Genomic DNA, 19,146 nt, shown 5'->3' with positions numbered 1-19,146 from the left:
ATGAAAATTATAATTTTAGGTGCAGGGATTATAGGAATAACATCAGCATGGTTTTTAAATAAAGAAGGACATAAAATTATTATTATTGATAGACAATCTGGAGTAGCACAAGAAACAAGCTTTGCAAATGGATGTCAAATTTCTGAATCAAATTCAGAACCTTGGTCAAATCCTTTAACACCTTTTAAAATATTAAAATGGATAAATAAAAAAAATTCTCCAATTTATATAAAAATGAAATTAAAAACATTTAAATTTAAATGGATAAAAAATTTTTTAAATGAATGTTTTCCTTTTAAAACAGTTAATAACTGTAAACAAATTTTATCACTTTGTCAATATAGTAAAAAAATATTAAAAATATTAAGAAAAAAAACAAATATAAATTATGATCATTTAAAAAATGGAATTTTAAAACTTTATACAAAAGAAGAAGATTTTAAATCTTCTATTCCTATAATAAATCTTATGAATGATTTAGGTTGTAAAAGAAAAATTTTAAATATACAAGATATTTTAAATATTGAACCATCTTTAAAAAATAATAAAAAAAATTTTTTTTGCGGAGATTTTACAAATTCAGATGAATCAGGGAATATTTATAAAATGGCAATTAAATTAACAAAAATTTTAAAAAAAAAAGGAGTAATTTTTAATTTTAATACTACTATTACAAAAATAATAAAAAAAAAAAAATATATTAATAAAATTGAAACTATTAATAAATTAGGATTTTATAAAAATTTTAAAGCAGATATTTATCTTATAACAGCTGGTATAAATTCTAAATTTTTATTAAAACCAATAGGTATTAATTTATTAATGTACCCTATAAAAGGATATTCAGCAACATATAAAATTATAAATTTTAAAAAAACCCCTAATATTTCAATTATAGATGATAAATATAAATTAGTAATATCAAGATTAAAAAATAAATTAAGAATAGCAGGGATTTGTGAATTAAATGGTTATTTAACAAGAGAATTAAATAAAAAAAAATGTGAATTTTTAACAAAAAGAATAAAAAAATTATTTCCCAAAGCTTGTAATTATAAAAAACCTAAATATTGGGCAGGGATAAGACCATTAACCCCTACAAACATACCATATATTGGAAAAACTAAATTTAAAAATTTATTTTTAAATACAGGACATGGAGCGCTAGGTTGGACTATGAGTTTTGGTTCTGGATTTGCAATTTCAGAAATAATTTCTAATCGTTTACCTAATATAAATTTTAATTTTTTAGGAATTAAAAAATAAAAATATATGTTAAAAGAAAAAATAATAACTTTTTTATTATTTACCCTTTTTAGTTCTATATCTCCAGGAGCCGGAGCTATATTAACTATAAGTTATGGTTTAAATTATGGATGGAAAAAAACTAATATATCAATATTAGGACAAGAAATCGCTTTAGGAATAATAATAACTTTAATTACAATATGCACTAATAAATTAATGTCAAATACAAAATTAATAATACCAACAATAAAAATTTTTGGTAGTTTATGGTTAATATATTTAGGTTATTCACAATGGAATGCACCAATAATTAATATATATACTAAAAATAAAAATAATATTAAATATAATTTATCATTTTTACAAAAATTTTTAATGGGTTTTATAACTAATATAACTAATCCAAAAGCAATTATTTTTATGATGACTACTCTTCCTAAATTTATTAATAATACTGAGCCTATAATTAAACAAGCTATATTTATGTCTATTATAATGATGACAATAGATGGAATTATAATGATATTATATGCTTTTACAGCTAATAAATTACAATATTTTTTTAAAAATAAAAAAATGATAAAAATACAAAATCGTATTTTAGGTAGTATTTTAATATTAATAGCATTAAGTCTTTATTTATAATTTTTTTAAAAATTAAAAAAAATTAATTGATATTCTATTAATAAACTTTCAATAAATAAATAAGAAGATAAAAATTCTGAATATAATAATATTTCATTATTAATTTTTTTTAATAAAAAATTAATTTTTAAAATTGTAGTTTTTTGAACTAAAAATAATAATTTTTTTTTAAAATGAAAAAAATAATAAATATTATTTGTAGTTTTTAAAAAAAATAAATCATATAACCAAAGTTGTAATATTAAAAGTAAACTTTTAATATCAATTTTTAATAAATATTTAGATAAATTATTAATATCAACATTTTTAGGATAAAAAAGAAAAGAAAAAAATTTTTTTAAAAAAAAATAATAATTTTTATAAAAATATTTTAAAGCTAAAATAGGAAAACCTCCGCTATTAAAAAATAATTCTTCAATATTTTTTAAAGATTTTTTTTTAAGCCAAAATAAACTTTCTTCATAAGAAGGTTTTCTTAATATTATTTTATAACAACGAGATAAAATTGTTGGTAATATTTTTTTTAAATTATTTGCTATTAATAAAAATATTACTTTTTTTGGTGGTTCTTCTAAAATTTTTAATAAAGAATTAGCAGAAAAAATATTTAAAGATTCAATATCACTTAATAATATTACTTTTAAATTACATAAACTATTAGTAAAATAAGTAAATTTTATTAATAATTTTATTTGGTTAATATTTAATTTATTTAATAATAATTTATTTAAATAAATAGATTTTTCATTTTTATTTATAACTTCAGGTAATATAGAAAAATAATCAGGATGAATATTTTTATTAAACCAAAAACAAGAAATACAAAATTCTTTTTTATTACATATTTTTTTCTTAGAAAAAAAATTTTCACATAATAAAGATTTAGCAAAATATTGAACAAAATTAACTTTTCCTATACCATAATTACCATAAAATAAAATAACATTAGGTAATTTATTACGTAAATAATTTATTTTCTTCCAAAATTTTTTAAACCAAGGAAATAACATATTTTTAAAATTATATTTATTATATTAATATTTTATATATAATCGGAAATTGGATTTGAACCAAAATAATTTTTATTATAATATTTAAAAATACTATACGTTTACCATTTACGTCATCCGAATAAAAAATTATAAATAAAATATTTTTTTATAAAAAAAAAAATATATAAATTAAAATTACATCATACCTTCCATTCCTCCACCCATACCACCAGGTTGAGGAATATTCATAGATTTTTCTTCTAAAAGCTCTACAATTAAAGCATCAGTAGTTAAAATTAAACCAGCAACAGATGAAGCATTTTGTAATGCTGAACGAGTAACTTTTGCTGGATCTAAAACACCAAATTTTACTAAATCACCATAAGTTCCATTAGCAGCATTATAACCAAAGTTTCCAATACCTGCTTCTACTTTATTTATTACAACTCCAGGTTCATCTCCAGAATTAAAAACTATTTGTCTTAAAGGCTCTTCTATAGCTCTTAAAACAATTTTTATACCTGCTTCTTGATCAGCATTATCGCCTTTTAAATTTTTAAGATTAGATCTAGCTCTTAATAAAGCAACTCCACCACCAGGTACAACACCTTCTTCTACAGCTGCTCTAGTAGCATGTAAAGCATCTTCAACACGTGCTTTTTTTTCTTTCATTTCTACTTCTGTAGCAGCACCAACTTTTATTAAAGCTACACCTCCCGCTAATTTTGCTACACGTTCTTGTAATTTTTCTTTATCATAATCAGAAGTTGCTTCTTCTATTTGAGTTCTAATTTGTTTAACTCTAGCATTAATAGCAGAAGTTTTACCATTTCCATTAATAATAATAGTATTTTCTTTTGCTATTTCAATTTTTTTAGCTTGTCCTAATTCTAATAAAGAGGTTTTTTCTAAAGTTAATCCAACTTCTTCTGCAATTACAGTACCACCTGTAAGAATAGCAATATCTTCTAACATAGCTTTACGACGATCTCCAAAACCAGGCGCTTTAACAGCTGCTGTTTTTAAAATTCCTCTTATACTATTTACAACTAAAGTTGCTAATGCCTCACCTTCTACATCTTCAGCAATAATTAATAAAGGTCTATTTGTTTTAGCTATTTGTTCTAATAATGGTAATAAATCTCTAATATTAGAAATTTTTTTATCAAATAATAAAATATAAGGATTTTCTAAAATAATAACTTGTTTTTCTTGATTATTAATAAAATATGCTGATAAATATCCTCTATCAAATTGCATACCTTCTACAATTTCTAATTCATTTTCTAATGATTTTCCATCTTCAACAGTAATTACACCTTCTCTACCAACTTTATCCATAGCTTTAGCAATAATATTTCCAATATCAATATCAGAATTTGCAGAAATTGAACCAACTTGTGCAATTTCTTTACTAGTTGTTGTAGGTTTTGATAATTTTTTAATTTCTGAAATAATTTTTTTTACTGCTTTATCTATTCCTCTTTTTAAATCAGTAGGATTAAAACCAGCAGCTACAGATTTAAAACCTTCACGAACAATAGCTTGAGCTAAAACAGTAGCTGTTGTTGTACCATCACCAGCATTTCCTGAAGTTTTAGAAGCAACCTCTTTAACTAATTGAGCACCCATATTTTCAAATTTATCTTTTAATTCAATTTCTTTTGCTACTGTAACACCATCTTTAGTAACAATTGGAGAACCAAAACTACGCTCTAAAACTACATTACGCCCTTTAGGACCTAAAGTTACTTTTACAGCATTAGCTAATATATTTACTCCATTAACAATTTTTTCACGAGCATCATGACCAAAAATTATTTGTTTTGCTGACATTTTATAATCCTAAAAAAAAATTTAATAATTAATTATTTTTCAATAATAGCAAATAAATCTTCTTCTTTCATAACTAATAATTCTTTACCTTCAATTTTTACTGATTGTCCAGAATATTTACCAAATAAAACATAATCACCAACTTTTACAGATAAAGGACAAATTTTGCCATTTTCTAAAATCTTACCTTTTCCTACTGAAATTATTTTTCCTTGATCTGGCTTTTCTGTTGCTGTATCTGGTAAAACAATCCCAGAAATAGTTTTAGTTTCTTGTGCTAAACGTTCTACTATAACACGATCATAAAGAGGACGAATTTTCATATAAAATCCTAAGAAATTTTTTTTAAAAAAATAAATATAAATATAAATATTTATTTAAATAAAAATAATCATTAAAAAATTTTAAAAAAATTATATAATTTTTAAAATTTTTACTTTTTATAAAACATATTAAATAATTTTAATCCAGGATTTAAAGATTTCATAAAAACCTCTCCAATTAAAAATATATTAACTTTTAATTTTTTAATATATTTAATATTATTTTTTGTATAAATACCAGATTCTGTAATAATTAATTTATTTTTAGGAATATGTTTTAATAAATTATTAGTATTTTTTATTGAAATTTTAAAAGTATTTAAATTACGATTATTTATTCCTATTAAAGATGTTTTTAAATTATAAGATTTTTCAATATCTTTATAATTATGTACTTCCACTAAAACATCCATACCTAAATTATTAGCGCAAATTTCAAATTCAAACATTTGTTCAGAATTCAATAAAGACGATATAAGAAGTATAGCATCAGCACCATATAAATACATCTCATATATTTGATATAAATCAATAACAAAATCTTTACACAAAATAGGTAATTTACAGGATTTTTTAACTTCTAATAAATCATTATAAGAACCATAAAAAAAATTTTTATCTGTTAAAACTGACAAACAAGTAGCGCCATAATTATAATAATTAATAGCTAATTTATTAGGATTAAATTTTTTTTTTATTAAACCTTTAATAGGAGAAGCTTTTTTTATTTCTGCTATTATAGCAGAAATACCACTAGAAGTTTTTTCTATTAAAAATTTTTCAAATCCTCTTTTTTTTTTAAAATTTTTAAATTTTTTTTCAGCTAAATTACGTATTTTAAAAAAATTATTTGTTTTTTTTGAAAAAGAAATTTCCCTTTTTTTTGTTTTTATAATTTTCTTTAAAATATTTTGCATAATTTTTTAATATAATAAAAAAAATTATTTTTTTTAAAAATTATTTGTTACATATATAAATTGATTTAATTTTTTTAAAGCCAAACCATTATTAATTATTTCACATGCCTTAGAAATTCCTTCTCTAATAGAGAGAGAAATTTTAGAAAAATATAATATAACAGCAGAATTTAATACAACTATATCATAATAATGAGATTTCTTACCATAAAATACATCAAGTATTTTTTGTTTAGAATCTTTAACATTATTAACTTTAAAAGCATTACTAGAAACAATATTAATACCAAAATATTGAGGATGTATTTTATATTTAACAATTTTATTATTTATTAATTCAGCAATATATGTATAACCATTTAATGTTACTTCATCTAAACCATCCTCACCACATAATACTATAGCTTTTTTAAAATTTAAACATTTTAATGCATAAATTTGAATTTTTATTAAATTTTTATTAAAAACACCCATAAAAATTTTTTGAACATTAAGAGGATTTACTAATGGCGCAATTATATTAAAAATAGTTTTTATTTTCAATTCTTTACGTAAAAAAGAAATATTTTTTATACATTTATAATAATTTGAAGAAAGCATAAAACCTATACCAGTTTTTGAAATGCATTTTAATAAATATTTAGATTTTAAATTAATATTAACTCCTAATTCCTCTAAAACATCAGCGCTACCAGAAGAAGAAGAAATAAATCTTCCACCATGTTTTGCAATTTTTACACCAGCAGCAGCTACAACAAACATGGAAGCTGTTGATATATTAAAAGTATTATATAAATCCCCACCTGTGCCAACAATATCTAAAAAATCTTTAACTTTATTATTATTATTAGGAATAATTATTAAAAATTTACGTAAAACTTTTACAATAGCTATAATTTCTTCTATACTTTCACCTTTAGACCTTAAAGCAATAATAATAGCAGTAATTAATACTAGAGATAATTTATTTTTAAAAATTTTATTAAATAATTTTGTTACATCATTATAATTAAGATTTTTTTTTTCTAAACAATCAATAAGTATCTTTTTTATAAACATAAATATATAATATATATTATTTTAAATATAAAAAATTTTGTAATAAAAAGTGTCCATATTGAGATAATATAGATTCAGGATGAAATTGTACACCATATAAATTATATTTTTTATGTTTAATAGCCATTATTTCTCCATCATTAGTAATAGATATAATTTTCAAACAATTAGGCAAAAATTTTCTATCAATTGCTAAAGAATGATAACGAACTACATTATAATAATTAGGAATATTTTTAAAAATTCCAGAACCATTATGAATAATTTTAGAAATTTTACCATGCATAATTTTCTTTGCTGTTATTATTTTTGCTCCAAAAGCCTCTCCTATTGCTTGATGTCCTAAACATACACCTAAAATTGGGAAATATTTTCCAAGATTAATAATAACTTCAATACATATTCCAGCATCAATTGGTCTTCCTGGACCTGGAGATAAACATATATATTTAGGATTAATTTTTTTAATTTGTTTAATAGTAATTTCATCATTACGAAAAACAATTACTTTTTTTCCTAATTCTTTAAAATAATAAACAATATTATAAGTAAAAGAATCATAATTATCTATCATTAAAATCATATTTTTAAAAAATATTTTATAATATAAATTTTTAAAAAATATTTTAAAAAAATTATATTTTTAAAATTAAAAATTTAATATATTTTAATAATGAATTTAAAATTTTTTTTTCATAATTATTTGACTGTTTTTTTAAAAACAAAATTTTTTTTAAACATTTATTTATAGTAAAAAAATTATTTTTATTAAAAAAAAAAACTGAACATAAATAGTTACTCCATTCTTTCTTTTCTTTTAAAGACAAAATTTCATAAAAATTACGCGCTTTATAACGAAAAACTAAATCTTTTAAAGATTTATTTTCAAAATAAATTTTTTTATTTTTTTTTAAAAAAAATAATTTTTTAATTTCTAATAATTTTTTTTTATCATTTTCAGAAATAAAATTTTCATATAAATTATATTCTATATCAATTTTTTTTTTAGAAAATTTATAAAAAATATCATTAAAAACAAAATTACAATTAATTATTTTAGAAATATTAATAAAATTTTTATAAATTACATCAATTTTAATTTTGAATTTTTTTAAAATTTTTTTAGATAAAACTTTAAGATTATTTACAACAAATGGAGATTTATTTAAATAAATTATTTTTATTGGAGATTTATTATTTTTTTTAGTATAAATAAATTTTATTTGTTTAATAAAAAAATCATTAATACGATTTTTATTAAAATCAACAAAATCAAATATATTATAGCTTAAATCCCAAGCTAAAACTTCATTTTTATTAAATGGATTAATAGTTAAAAATAACATTATTGATAAACAATTATATTTTCTAGAAAAAAAACCTGAAATATATAAAAATGGTTTTTTAGAATAAAAACCAATTTCAATTAAAACTCGTTGTTTTTGTCTTAAAGCAACACAAAAATTAAATAATTTTAAATTATTTTTTTTAATAATTTTAGCTAAAAAAATAGTAGATTTAACATCAACTAAAGCATCATGTAATTTAACATTTAATAAACCATTTATTTTAACTAAATTTTCTAATTTAAAACTTGGAAAACCTTCATTATCTTTAGGCCAAAAAATACTTTTATTATTAAATATATATACTGCTTTAATTAAATTTATCAAATCCCAACGACTACATTTTTTTTTCCATGTATGACTATAAGGATCAATTAAATTACGCCACATCATAAATCTAGTAACTTCATCATCAAAAGAAATATTATTATAACCAACATTAATAGTATTAGGAACTGACATTATTTTTTTAATTTTCTCTGCAAATAAATTTTCAGAAATACCATTTTTAAAACAAAAACCAGGAGTTATTTTAGTTATTAAACAAGAAGATGGATCAGGGATAAAATCATTTGCCAATTTACAATATATTAAAATAGGTTTTTCTATTTCATTTAATTCTAAATCAGTTCTAACAGCTGCAAATTGAGCAGGACGAGTAAATCTAGGGTTTAAACTAAAAGTTTCATAATCATGCCATAAAAAAGTATTTTTCATTATAAATAAATATTTTTTTTAAAATAAAAATATATTTTTATAATATATATAATATAAAAATATTTTATATATTTAAAATTTATATTTTTAAAAAAAATAAATTTTTAAATTAATTATTATTAAAATAAAAAATTTTTATAAAAAATATTAACATTTTATATTTTTTCTCCCCGACCTGGGGTCGAACCAGGGACCTTCGGATTAACAGTCCGTCGCTCTACCAAACTGAGCTATCAGGGATATTTAATATATACTTAATTATAAAAAAAAATAATTATAAATCATAATTTTTTTAAAAATATAAAAATAATCTATTATATAATATATTATATATTATATATTATATATTACAATATATAATATATATTTTATATAATAATATTTTTTTTTTTTAATATATAAAAATATATTTTTTTAGTTTTTGAAAAATTTATTATTTCCCAATATAACATACATTTATAATATTTTAATTCATTAATAGAATGTTCTAATTCTACATATAAAAAACCATCATTTGTTATTAAATTTAAACAAAAAAAAATCATTTTAGGTAAAAAATCTTTATAAAAAGGAGGATCTAAAAAAATCAAATTAAATTTTTTATAAATTTTATTTTTTTTTAAATAAAAAATAGATCTTCTTAAAAAAAAAAAAGAATTAAATTTTAATATAAAAACATTTGAAGCATTTAAATATTTTTTAAAAAAAAATAATTTATTAACTAAATTTTTATTTTTTTCTATTAAAAAAACTTTTTTTGAACCTCTACTAGCAGCTTCAAAACTTAAAGAACCAGAACCAGCAAATAAATCAATACAATTTATTATAGACCAATTATTATTAATTAAATTATCAATCCAATCAAAAAGTACTCCTTTAACTCTAGTTAAAGTTGGACGTAAAAATGTTTTTTTTAATGAAGGTAATAAAATACCTTTCCATTTTCCTGAAATTAAACGTATTCTTTTATTTTTTTTTTTTTTTTTTAATTTTAAATATTTCATATATAAAATATATATATTTCTATTTACATAAATTAATATATATAATATACATAATATTTTTTAAAAAAAAATATTTATATATATATATATATATAAATTTATAAAAATTAAATAAATTATAATAATAACATGTTAAAAAATTTTAATAAACCTTTAAAAAATAAAAATAAAAAATCTTGGTTAGAAAAATTTAAAAAAAAAACCAAAAAAACTTTTAATAATTTAAAAAATTTTTTTAAAAAAGATGAAACAAAAAAAATATTTTTAAAAAAATTAAAAAATACATTTTTATCTTCAGATACTGGAGTAAAAACAACTAATTTTTTAATTTCAAAATTAAAAAAAAAAATAACTAAAAAAAAAAAAATTTATAACGAATTACAAAAATTATTAACTAAAATTTTAACACCAATAGAAAAAAAATTTTCTTTAAATAAAAAAAAACCATTAATTATAACAATAATAGGAATTAATGGCGTAGGTAAAACCTCAGTAGTTGGAAAACTTGCAAAATTTATTTTAGATAATAAACAAACTGTATTATTAGCATCTTGTGATACATTTAGAGCTGGAGCTTATGAACAATTAAAATTTTTTGGAGATTTAAACAAAATAAAAACAATATTTCAAAAATCTAGTAATCCATCTGCTATAGCAAATAATGCTATAGAATCAGCAAAATCAAAAAAAATTGATAATGTTATTATTGATACTGCAGGTAGATTACCAAATCAAAAATATTTAATGGAGGAATTAAAAAAACTTAAAAGAACTATTGAAAATAAAATAAATACACATTCACATGAAATATTATTAGTATTAGATATTAATAATGGACAAAATATATTATCACAAATAAAAAAATTTCATAAAGAATTAAAAATAACAGGTTTAATAATTACCAAATTTGATAGTAGTTCAAAAGGAGGGATAATAATATCTATAGCTAAAAATCAAAAAATTCCAATTTATTTTATAACAACAGGAGAAAAAATTGAAAATATTCAAGAATTTAAAATAATAAATTATTTAAATACATTATTATCATAAATAATTAATTATTTTATTTTTAATTATAATAATAAATATAATTTATTTAAATTTTTAAAAAAAATAACATAAATTTGCCATTTGTATAGATGCTTTAGCAGCATAAATACCATTTTTTTTAATTCTTAAAATAGCTTGTTTTTTATTATATACTGATAAAATAGAATTGATAATTGGTATATTATATTTTAAACTAATATTTGTAATAGCATGCCAAGAATTATTAGAAATTAATTTAAAATGATAAGTTTCACCTTTTATTATAATTCCTAAAGTAATTAAAGAATTAATTTTTTTTTTTTTAATTAATTTTTTTAAAATTAATGGTATTTCTAATACCCCAGGTACTTTTTTATAAAAAATATTTTTTTCTTTTATATTAAATTTTTTTAATGTTTTAAAACAATATAAAAAATATTTACTACTTATTTTATAATTAAAACAAGATTGTACAATACCAATGCATAAATTTTTATTATTTTTATTATAAATATAATCATTTATAAAAAAATTATTTTTTATATTCATATATAAAAATTAATATTATTTATATTTATTATTTTTTATATATTTAATTAAATCACGTATAATACCTATTTTAATATTAAAAAAACTTGAAAATTTTAATAAATCAGATAAACGTGCCATATATCCATTATCATTGATAATTTCACAAATTACAGAAAAAGGTGTTAAACCAGCTATTTTTGCTAAATCACATCCAGCTTCTGTATGACCTGCTCTTTTTAAAACACCTCCTTTTACAGCTTTTAAAGGAAAAATATGACCTGGTTGAACTATATCAGTAAAAATAGCATTTTTATTAGAAGCTACTTTAATAGTTCTTACTCTATCAGGAACAGAAATACCTGTAGTAACTCCAGTAGAAGCTTCTATTGAAACAGTAAAATTTGTTTTAAATTTAGAATTATTAAAAATTGACATCATAGGTAAATGTAAACGTTTACAATGTTTAGAAGTTAAAGTTAAACAAACTAAACCTCTAGCATATTTAATCATAAAATTTATAGCATCATGAGTTACAAAATCAGAAGCTAAAAATAAATCACCTTCATTTTCTCTTTTTTTATCATCAATCATTATTACCATTTTACCATTTCTAAAATCATCAATAATTTCTTTTATTGAAAATATATTCATATTTTATATTATTTAAATATTTTAAAAAAAATATTAATTTATAATATTTATATTAAAAAAATTATTATTTATATCAAATATATTATATTTATTTGATAAATAAACATTATTTTCAAAAATTAAAATTTTTAAAAATTCTCCAATATTAAATTTATAAATTATTTATTTAATAATATTAATATCAAATAAAAATTTATAATATATATTATATTTTTTCTTATATAATATACTTATATTATTAATATTTAATAAAAATTAAAATTAATTATAATATTTTAAAATATTTAAATTAAATTTTAAAATAATATTTAATATAATTATAAAATTAATATATATAATAATATTTTTAAAATTTGAAAATTAAAAAAATTAAAATTACATAAATATTTTTTTTAACACATTAATATATTTTTATTACAAATATTTAAATAATATTTTTTAAAAAAATAATTATAATTTATAAAAAAAATTATATTTTTTTTAAAATATAACATATTTATTATAAATTTAATAAAATTTATATATTTAAAATAAACTTTTATTAAATAATTTATAAATAATAAATTATAATTAAAAATTAAAAAATATTTTTTAAAATTTAATAGTTTATCTAAAAAATTTTTATTTTTTAAACGAAATATTTTTTTAATTAATTATTTTTAATTTTAATTAATAAATTAAATAAAAAATTATTTAAAATTTTATTAACAAATAAAATTTCAAAAAATAGTTTAAATATTTTTTTTAATAAGAAATATTAAAAAAAATAATTTTTTCTTTATAATTTTTATAAAATTTTTAAAATTTCAAAAATTAAATAATTATTTATAAAAATATTTATTAAATTAAATTTTTTTAATAAATCAAAAACAAATTTTTTAATTCCAATATTAATTTTTAAAATTATTTTAAATATTTATTTAAATAATTTATTTATTAAATAATAAAAATTATAATAAAAATAATAAAAATTAAAAATAAAATTATTATTATAATAACCTAAATTTTATATATATAAAATTATATTTCATATATTTTAAAAATAATATTTATCCATTATTATTTTAAATTTTTTTCAAAAATATTTTTTAAAATATTAAAAATAATAATTTTTTATTTTTTTTTTCATATAAAAAAAATATAATTTTATATATTATATATATAAAAAAATATTATATATTTTTATTATTATTTTAAAATATTAAAATATTTTTATTTTTTAAAAAAAAAATTTTTATAATTATTAATAATTATTTTAAAAATATTAAAATAAATATAAATAAAATAAATAAAAAATAATATATATTATATAAATATTAAAAATTATTTATTTTATTAAAATTTTTAATAAATAAAAATAATTTATTATTTAATAATTTTTAATTATAAATTTATTATTAATTTTTAAAAAATAAAAAACGAAATTATTAAAAACATTACATAATATATTTATTAAAAATTTTTATAAATTATTTATAATATAAAAATAAAAAATTAATAAAAAAATTAAATTTTTAAAAAATCTATAATTTTATTTAAAAATTTTTAAAAATTAAATTATATTTTTAGATAAATCTTCAAAAATAATTAATTTTTTTAAACATTTTTTTACAAAAAATTTATCAATTAATACATTTTTTTCTTTAAAATTTGAAATAGAAAATAAAATTTTTTCTAACAATTTCTCCATAACAGTAAATAAACAACGTGCTCCTATATTTTCAGTTTTTTCATTTATTAAAAAAGCAATATTAGCTATTTTTTTTATTCCATCAAGAGTAAAATTTGCTTTTATACCTTCAACTTTTAATATAGCTTTATACTGTTTAATTAAAGAATTTTCTTTAACAGTTAAAATTTTTACAAAATCTTTTCTTGTTAAATGTTCTAATTTAACTTTAATAGGAAAACGACCTTGTAATTCTGGGATTAAATCAGAAGGTTCTGAAAAATGAAAAGCTCCAGAAGCAATAAATAAAATAAAATCAGTTTTTACTGTACCATATTTTGTATTTACTATAGTACCTTCTACTAAAGATAATAAATCTCTTTGTACACCAAATCTAGAAACATCAATATTATTATATGATTTAGATATAATTTTATCTATTTCATCTAAAAATACTATTCCTTTTTGCTCAACTCTTGCAATAGCTTTTAAATTTATTTTTTTAAAATCTAATAATTTTTTTATTTCTTCATCTAATAAAGATTTAAATATATCTTTAATTTTAATATCTTTTTTTACATAACTATCTTTAAAATTAGAAAATACAGTCTTAATTTCTTTAACAATGTTATTATTACTAAATGGTAATAAAATTTCCATTTGATCATTGGTTTCTAAAACTTCCATTTTTATAAATTTATCATGAAATTTTTTTTCTCTAACTTTTTTTTTTAAAAAAAATTTTATTACTTTATTATAAATAAAAGTATTTTTACAAATTTTTAAAAGAAATTTTTTTTCATGCTCTTCAAAAAAATCTATTTTAAAATTTTCTGAAATCATTAAAAGATTTACTATTTTTTCTTCTACTATATCTAATGCAATTTTTTTTTTTTTTTTTATTTCTAATTCTTTTTCTTGTTTTATCCCAACTTCTAAAAGTTCTTTAATAATACTTTCTACATCTTTTCCAACATACCCTACTTCAGTATATTTTGTGATTTCAACTTTTATAAAAGGAGAATTTGTTATTTTTGCAATATTTCTAGCAATTTCTGTTTTTCCAACACCTGTAGGACCAATCATTAACACATTTTTAGGAATAATTTCACTTCTTAAAGGTTCTTTAATTTTTAATCTAGAATACCTATTATAAATAGCTATAACAATAGCTTTTTTAGCATTTTTTTGACCAATAACTCTTTTATCTAACTCTAAAAGCATTTTCTTAGGAACTATATTCATATTTTTAAAATTATTTTATAGTTTTAATAATATAATTAGAATTTGTATAAATACACAATTCGCTAGCTATAATTAAAGATTTTTTAACAATTTCTGCAGACGATAAATTTGTATTATTTTTTAAAGCAATTGCTGCTGATTGAGCAAAAATTCCTCCAGAACCAATAGCTCCAATATCATTAGAAGGTTGTAAAACTTCACCATTACCAGTAATTATTAATATATTATTTATATCTGCTACTAATAACATAGCTTCTAATCTTCTAAGATTATTATTAGTACGCCAATCTTTTGCTAATTCAACAGAAGATTTTATTAAATTTCCTAAATTTTTATTAATTTTAAATTCAAATAAATCTAATAAAGTAAATGCATCAGCAGTACTACCAGCTAAACCTACTAAAATTTTTTTATTATATATCTTATATATTTTACGAGTAGAATTTTTAATTATAATATTACCTAAAGTAACTTGTCCATCACCACCCATTGATACTTTTTTAGCACATTTAACAGATAAAATAGTAGTACCATGTAACTTTTTCATAATTTTAAAAAATAATAATAAATTAAAAATTTATAATTATATAAATGTATATCTAATATATAGGAAAAAATTTTATTAAATTTTTAACTTTTTTTTTAATTTTTTTTAAAAAAAAAATATTTTTCCTAAACAAAATTGCATCAGCAATCAAATTACCAATTATTATAATTTCTTTTTCTTTAAACCCTCTTGTTGTTATAGCTAAAGTTCCTAATCTTATACCAGAAGTAATTCTGGCATTTTTTTTATCATTAGGAATAACATTTTTATTACAAATTATATTAACACTACTTAAAATATTTTCAGCTTCTTTACCAGTAATATTTTTATTTTTTAAATCTATTAATATTAAATGAGATTTTGTAGTTTTTGATATAATTTTAAAATTACGTTTTTTTAAAATTTCTGAAAGAAGAATAGAATTTTTAATTACTTGTTTTTGATATAAAATAAAATTTAAAGATAATGCTTCTTTAAAAGATACAGCTTTAGCTGCTATAATATGCATTAAAGGCCCACCTTGAATACCTGGGAAAATTGCTGAATTAATTTTTTTTTTATATTTAGATTTCATTAAAATAATACCACCTCTAGGACCTCTTAAAGATTTATGTGTTGTAGAAGTAACAAAATCTGCATATGGTATAGGATTTGGATATAATCCTGCAGCAACTAATCCAGCATAATGTGACATATCAACTAAAAGATAAGATTTATTTTTTTTAGCAATATAAGAAAAAAAAGAAAAATCAATATGTAAAGAATATGATGAAGCACCAGCAATTATTAATTTAGGTTTTTTTTCATAAACAATTTTTTCTATATATTCATAATCAATTTTTTGATTTTTATCTAATCCATATGAAATAACATTAAATAATTTACCTGATACATTTAATTTCATACCATGTGTTAAATGTCCACCAGAATTTAAAGACATTCCTAATATTAAATCACCAGCATTAAGTATAGAAAAAAAAACTCCTTGATTTGCTTGAGAACCAGAATGAGGTTGTACATTTGCAGATTCAGCACCAAAAAGTTTTTTTAAACGATTTATTGCTAATTTTTCAATTTTATCAACAAATTTACATCCTGCATAATAACGTTTATTTGGGTAACCTTCAGCATATTTATTAGTTAATTTACTACCTTGTGCATACATAGAAGCTTGAGAAATATAATTTTCTGAAGCAATTAATTCAATATTTTCTTCTTGTCTTTTTTCTTCTTTTTTTATTAATTGCCAAATTTTAGGATCTATATATTTAATTTTTTTTTTTATCATATATTTTAAATTTATTTCTTTTAAAAATAATTGTTATAAATATAAATTATATATATAATATATATATTATAATATAAAAAAGTTTATATATATAATATATATAATATATATAATATATATAATATATATAATATATATAATATATATAATATATATAATATATATAATATATATAATATATATAATATATATAATATATATAAAAAGGGTTGTTAGCTCAGTTGGTAGAGCAGCGGACTTTTAATCCGTTTGTCGTGGGTTCAAATCCCACACAGCCCAAAAATTATTTTTTTTTATAAAAATTTTTAATAAAATTTAAAATCTTAATAGGTTCATCAATTATTTTAAATAATTTTAAATCTTTAGTATTTATAAAATTATTTTTAATCATTATATTATTCATCCAATCTATAAATCCAGACCAAAAACTACTACCAACTAAAATAACAGGAACTTTACGTATCATATTCATTTGTAATAAATTTAAAATTTCTGTAAATTCATCTATAGTTCCTAATCCTCCTGGAAAAATAATATAAGCTTTTGAATATTTATAAAAAGAATTTTTTCTCATAAATAAAAAATTATAATCTATAGACATATTTTGAAAATTATTTTTTATATTATTTAAAAATTCAAAATTTAAACCTATAGAAGATATTTTTTTTAAATTAAAAGCACCTTTATTTGCAGCTTCCATAATTCCTAAACCACCACCAGTAAAAATTTTAAAACCAGAATTAACTAATAATTTTGATAATTTTAAACATGTAAGATAATATAAATTATTTTTTTTAATTCTAGAAGATCCAAAAATAGATATAACAAATTTTAAATTTAATAAGTTAAATTTAGATTTTAAAAAATCTAAAATTAAATTTATTAAATAGTAAATATCATTTACATATTTTTTAAAAAAATTATTAATTAATAATTTAAACATATTAAAAATATTTAATAATTTTTATAAAATACTATTTATACAATTTATATTAATTTACCTTTTATAAATATATATAATATATATTATATATATAATATTTTTAATAAAAAATATTTTTAATAAAAAATAATTTTAATAAATAAATTTATGAATAAAAAAAAAAACTCTAATAAAAAAATAATATTAAATTATAAATCAAAATTAAATAATTTTTTTTTAGTATCTATGCCTTTTATGGAAGATCATATTTTTAATGATGCTGTTATTTATATATATAAACATGATAAAGATGGAGCATTAGGAATTATTATAAATAAAATAACAAATATAAACATAGAAATATTATTAAATAACTTTAAACAAGAAGAAAAAGATAAAATTTTTGCTAATTTAAAATCTATTAACAATTTTATTATGTTTGGAGGAATTGTTAAAACTGAAAAAAGTTTTATTTTATATACTAAAAAAAAAAAAAATCCTAAAACTTTAAAAATAAAAAAAAAAATTATTTTTTTAGAATACGATACTTTTGTTGAAAAATATAAACATAATAATTTAAAAATTGAAAATTTAATAATAACTTTTGGGTATTTAAAATGGGGACCAGGACAATTAGAAAGAGAAATTAGTAATAAAGTAGCATGGATATTAATGAGAGAAGATGAAGATCTTCTTTTTAAGACTCCTGTTAAAAAACGATATAAAAAATTATTATCTACATTAGGAATAAAAAAAATATTTTTGAGTAATGTTTACGATGAAATATAAAAATATTAAAATTATAATAGCTTTTGACATAGGTTTAAAAAATATTGGAATTGCAATAGGTAATACTTTAATAAAAAAATCAAGACCACTATTAACAATTAAAAATTGTAATATAAAAAAAACATTTAAAAAAATAAAATTAATTATAAAAACTTGGAAACCAAATTATTTTATTATAGGAATACCTTACATTAAAAGTAATATATACAAATATTGTATAAATTTTTCTAAAAAACTTTTTTTACATTTTAAATTAAAAATTAAAAAAATAAATGAAAATTACTCTTCTATAATAATAAAAAAAAAAAAAAAAAAAGATTCAAAATCAGCTTCTTTAATTCTTCAACAATATTTTTATAATATATAAAAAAATAATTTATTAAATTAA

Annotated in this window: 18 protein-coding genes, 2 tRNA genes and 1 pseudogene; 6 read left to right on the top strand and 15 right to left on the bottom strand. The window is 17.4% G+C overall.

The window, feature by feature from the left end:
- Both AACL00_RS00825 and AACL00_RS00820 read left to right on the top strand, forming a co-directional pair.
- Entirely contained in the window at positions 1 to 1,266 is a 1,266-nt protein-coding gene (locus tag AACL00_RS00825; RefSeq protein ID WP_339045125.1) for a D-amino acid dehydrogenase, read from the top strand.
- Positions 1,267 to 1,272: 6 nt separating this feature from the next.
- Positions 1,273 to 1,893 (top strand): LysE family translocator, encoded by a 621-nt coding sequence (locus AACL00_RS00820; RefSeq protein ID WP_339045124.1) that lies wholly within the window; start codon positions 1,273 to 1,275, stop codon positions 1,891 to 1,893.
- A gap of 5 nt (positions 1,894 to 1,898) precedes the next feature.
- Here the strand turns inward: AACL00_RS00820 and AACL00_RS00815 are convergent, their stop codons facing one another.
- The 9 genes from AACL00_RS00815 to AACL00_RS00775 form a co-directional block, all read right to left on the bottom strand.
- Positions 1,899 to 2,903: a hypothetical protein gene (locus tag AACL00_RS00815; RefSeq protein ID WP_339045123.1), complete on the bottom strand. Its 1,005-nt coding sequence runs from the start codon at positions 2,901 to 2,903 to the stop codon at positions 1,899 to 1,901.
- 177 nt (positions 2,904 to 3,080) lie between these two features.
- Positions 3,081 to 4,721 carry a chaperonin GroEL gene (gene groL / locus AACL00_RS00810; protein WP_339045122.1) on the bottom strand — a complete coding sequence of 547 codons (1,641 nt, stop codon included), beginning with the start codon at positions 4,719 to 4,721 and terminating at the stop codon, positions 3,081 to 3,083.
- Between the two features lie 32 nt (positions 4,722 to 4,753).
- Positions 4,754 to 5,044: a co-chaperone GroES gene (gene groES, locus AACL00_RS00805; protein ID WP_339045121.1), complete on the bottom strand. Its 291-nt coding sequence runs from the start codon at positions 5,042 to 5,044 to the stop codon at positions 4,754 to 4,756.
- A 110-nt stretch (positions 5,045 to 5,154) separates the two neighbouring features.
- A complete protein-coding gene (gene trpC / locus AACL00_RS00800; protein WP_339045120.1) occupies positions 5,155 to 5,961 on the bottom strand; it encodes an indole-3-glycerol phosphate synthase TrpC in 807 nt (268 codons plus the stop codon).
- 33 nt (positions 5,962 to 5,994) lie between these two features.
- On the bottom strand, positions 5,995 to 7,020 hold the full coding sequence (trpD, locus tag AACL00_RS00795) for an anthranilate phosphoribosyltransferase (protein ID WP_339045119.1): 1,026 nt from the start codon (positions 7,018 to 7,020) through the stop codon (positions 5,995 to 5,997).
- Between the two features lie 16 nt (positions 7,021 to 7,036).
- Positions 7,037 to 7,603, bottom strand: coding sequence for an aminodeoxychorismate/anthranilate synthase component II (locus tag AACL00_RS00790; protein WP_339045118.1), 567 nt, complete (start codon positions 7,601 to 7,603; stop codon positions 7,037 to 7,039).
- Between the two features lie 52 nt (positions 7,604 to 7,655).
- The gene (gene sbcB, locus AACL00_RS00785) at positions 7,656 to 9,083 is read right to left on the bottom strand and encodes an exodeoxyribonuclease I (protein ID WP_339045117.1); all 1,428 of its coding nucleotides are present in this window, start codon (positions 9,081 to 9,083) and stop codon (positions 7,656 to 7,658) included.
- A 166-nt stretch (positions 9,084 to 9,249) separates the two neighbouring features.
- A tRNA-Asn gene (locus AACL00_RS00780) sits at positions 9,250 to 9,323 on the bottom strand.
- Positions 9,324 to 9,451: 128 nt separating this feature from the next.
- Complete coding sequence (locus AACL00_RS00775) at positions 9,452 to 10,087, bottom strand: RsmD family RNA methyltransferase (protein WP_339045116.1); 636 nt, start codon at positions 10,085 to 10,087, stop codon at positions 9,452 to 9,454.
- Between the two features lie 129 nt (positions 10,088 to 10,216).
- Here AACL00_RS00775 and AACL00_RS00770 point away from each other — a divergent pair, with 129 nt between their 5' ends.
- Positions 10,217 to 11,137, top strand: coding sequence for a signal recognition particle receptor subunit alpha (locus AACL00_RS00770; protein ID WP_339045115.1), 921 nt, complete (start codon positions 10,217 to 10,219; stop codon positions 11,135 to 11,137).
- A 54-nt stretch (positions 11,138 to 11,191) separates the two neighbouring features.
- Here the strand turns inward: AACL00_RS00770 and ribH are convergent, their stop codons facing one another.
- The 5 genes and pseudogenes from ribH to glyA all read right to left on the bottom strand — a co-directional run bounded on the left by ribH (position 11,192) and on the right by glyA (position 17,047).
- Positions 11,192 to 11,665 carry a 6,7-dimethyl-8-ribityllumazine synthase gene (ribH, locus tag AACL00_RS00765; RefSeq protein ID WP_339045114.1) on the bottom strand — a complete coding sequence of 158 codons (474 nt, stop codon included), beginning with the start codon at positions 11,663 to 11,665 and terminating at the stop codon, positions 11,192 to 11,194.
- Between the two features lie 39 nt (positions 11,666 to 11,704).
- Positions 11,705 to 12,298 (bottom strand): annotated as a pseudogene (ribB, locus tag AACL00_RS00760) (3,4-dihydroxy-2-butanone-4-phosphate synthase); the annotation flags it as partial.
- A 1,552-nt stretch (positions 12,299 to 13,850) separates the two neighbouring features.
- Positions 13,851 to 15,212, bottom strand: a complete 1,362-nt coding sequence (gene hslU, locus AACL00_RS00755) for an ATP-dependent protease ATPase subunit HslU (RefSeq protein ID WP_339045113.1) — start codon at positions 15,210 to 15,212, stop codon at positions 13,851 to 13,853.
- 10 nt (positions 15,213 to 15,222) lie between these two features.
- Positions 15,223 to 15,759 (bottom strand): ATP-dependent protease subunit HslV, encoded by a 537-nt coding sequence (gene hslV, locus AACL00_RS00750; protein ID WP_339045112.1) that lies wholly within the window; start codon positions 15,757 to 15,759, stop codon positions 15,223 to 15,225.
- Positions 15,760 to 15,811: 52 nt separating this feature from the next.
- Entirely contained in the window at positions 15,812 to 17,047 is a 1,236-nt protein-coding gene (glyA, locus tag AACL00_RS00745) for a serine hydroxymethyltransferase (RefSeq protein ID WP_339045111.1), read from the bottom strand.
- 206 nt (positions 17,048 to 17,253) lie between these two features.
- Here glyA and AACL00_RS00740 point away from each other — a divergent pair.
- Positions 17,254 to 17,326, top strand: a tRNA-Lys gene (locus tag AACL00_RS00740).
- A 4-nt stretch (positions 17,327 to 17,330) separates the two neighbouring features.
- Here the strand turns inward: AACL00_RS00740 and AACL00_RS00735 are convergent.
- On the bottom strand, positions 17,331 to 17,990 hold the full coding sequence (locus AACL00_RS00735) for a TIGR00730 family Rossman fold protein (protein ID WP_339045110.1): 660 nt from the start codon (positions 17,988 to 17,990) through the stop codon (positions 17,331 to 17,333).
- Between the two features lie 147 nt (positions 17,991 to 18,137).
- Here AACL00_RS00735 and AACL00_RS00730 point away from each other — a divergent pair, with 147 nt between their 5' ends.
- Positions 18,138 to 18,758: a YqgE/AlgH family protein gene (locus AACL00_RS00730; RefSeq protein ID WP_339045109.1), complete on the top strand. Its 621-nt coding sequence runs from the start codon at positions 18,138 to 18,140 to the stop codon at positions 18,756 to 18,758.
- Complete coding sequence (ruvX, locus tag AACL00_RS00725) at positions 18,748 to 19,125, top strand: Holliday junction resolvase RuvX (RefSeq protein ID WP_339045108.1); 378 nt, start codon at positions 18,748 to 18,750, stop codon at positions 19,123 to 19,125. The genes AACL00_RS00730 and ruvX overlap by 11 nt, the downstream gene beginning before the upstream one ends.
- The last annotated feature ends 21 nt before the right edge of the window (positions 19,126 to 19,146 follow it).

This window comes from Candidatus Zinderia endosymbiont of Aphrophora alni (assembly GCF_964019745.1).
Classification (GTDB): domain Bacteria; phylum Pseudomonadota; class Gammaproteobacteria; order Burkholderiales; family Burkholderiaceae.
This window is presented reverse-complemented; position numbering and strand designations above follow the sequence as displayed.

Coding starts and splice junctions, on each gene's coding strand:
- AACL00_RS00825 (WP_339045125.1), top strand. CDS start 1: ATGAAAATTATAATTTTAGGTGCAGGGATTATAGGAATAACATCAGCA.
- AACL00_RS00820 (WP_339045124.1), top strand. CDS start 1,273: ATGTTAAAAGAAAAAATAATAACTTTTTTATTATTTACCCTTTTTAGT.
- AACL00_RS00815 (WP_339045123.1), bottom strand. CDS start 2,903: ATGTTATTTCCTTGGTTTAAAAAATTTTGGAAGAAAATAAATTATTTA.
- groL (WP_339045122.1), bottom strand. CDS start 4,721: ATGTCAGCAAAACAAATAATTTTTGGTCATGATGCTCGTGAAAAAATT.
- groES (WP_339045121.1), bottom strand. CDS start 5,044: ATGAAAATTCGTCCTCTTTATGATCGTGTTATAGTAGAACGTTTAGCA.
- trpC (WP_339045120.1), bottom strand. CDS start 5,961: ATGCAAAATATTTTAAAGAAAATTATAAAAACAAAAAAAAGGGAAATT.
- trpD (WP_339045119.1), bottom strand. CDS start 7,020: ATGTTTATAAAAAAGATACTTATTGATTGTTTAGAAAAAAAAAATCTT.
- AACL00_RS00790 (WP_339045118.1), bottom strand. CDS start 7,603: ATGATTTTAATGATAGATAATTATGATTCTTTTACTTATAATATTGTT.
- sbcB (WP_339045117.1), bottom strand. CDS start 9,083: ATGAAAAATACTTTTTTATGGCATGATTATGAAACTTTTAGTTTAAAC.
- AACL00_RS00775 (WP_339045116.1), bottom strand. CDS start 10,087: ATGAAATATTTAAAATTAAAAAAAAAAAAAAAAAATAAAAGAATACGT.
- AACL00_RS00770 (WP_339045115.1), top strand. CDS start 10,217: ATGTTAAAAAATTTTAATAAACCTTTAAAAAATAAAAATAAAAAATCT.
- ribH (WP_339045114.1), bottom strand. CDS start 11,665: ATGAATATAAAAAATAATTTTTTTATAAATGATTATATTTATAATAAA.
- hslU (WP_339045113.1), bottom strand. CDS start 15,212: ATGAATATAGTTCCTAAGAAAATGCTTTTAGAGTTAGATAAAAGAGTT.
- hslV (WP_339045112.1), bottom strand. CDS start 15,759: ATGAAAAAGTTACATGGTACTACTATTTTATCTGTTAAATGTGCTAAA.
- glyA (WP_339045111.1), bottom strand. CDS start 17,047: ATGATAAAAAAAAAAATTAAATATATAGATCCTAAAATTTGGCAATTA.
- AACL00_RS00735 (WP_339045110.1), bottom strand. CDS start 17,990: ATGTTTAAATTATTAATTAATAATTTTTTTAAAAAATATGTAAATGAT.
- AACL00_RS00730 (WP_339045109.1), top strand. CDS start 18,138: ATGAATAAAAAAAAAAACTCTAATAAAAAAATAATATTAAATTATAAA.
- ruvX (WP_339045108.1), top strand. CDS start 18,748: ATGAAATATAAAAATATTAAAATTATAATAGCTTTTGACATAGGTTTA.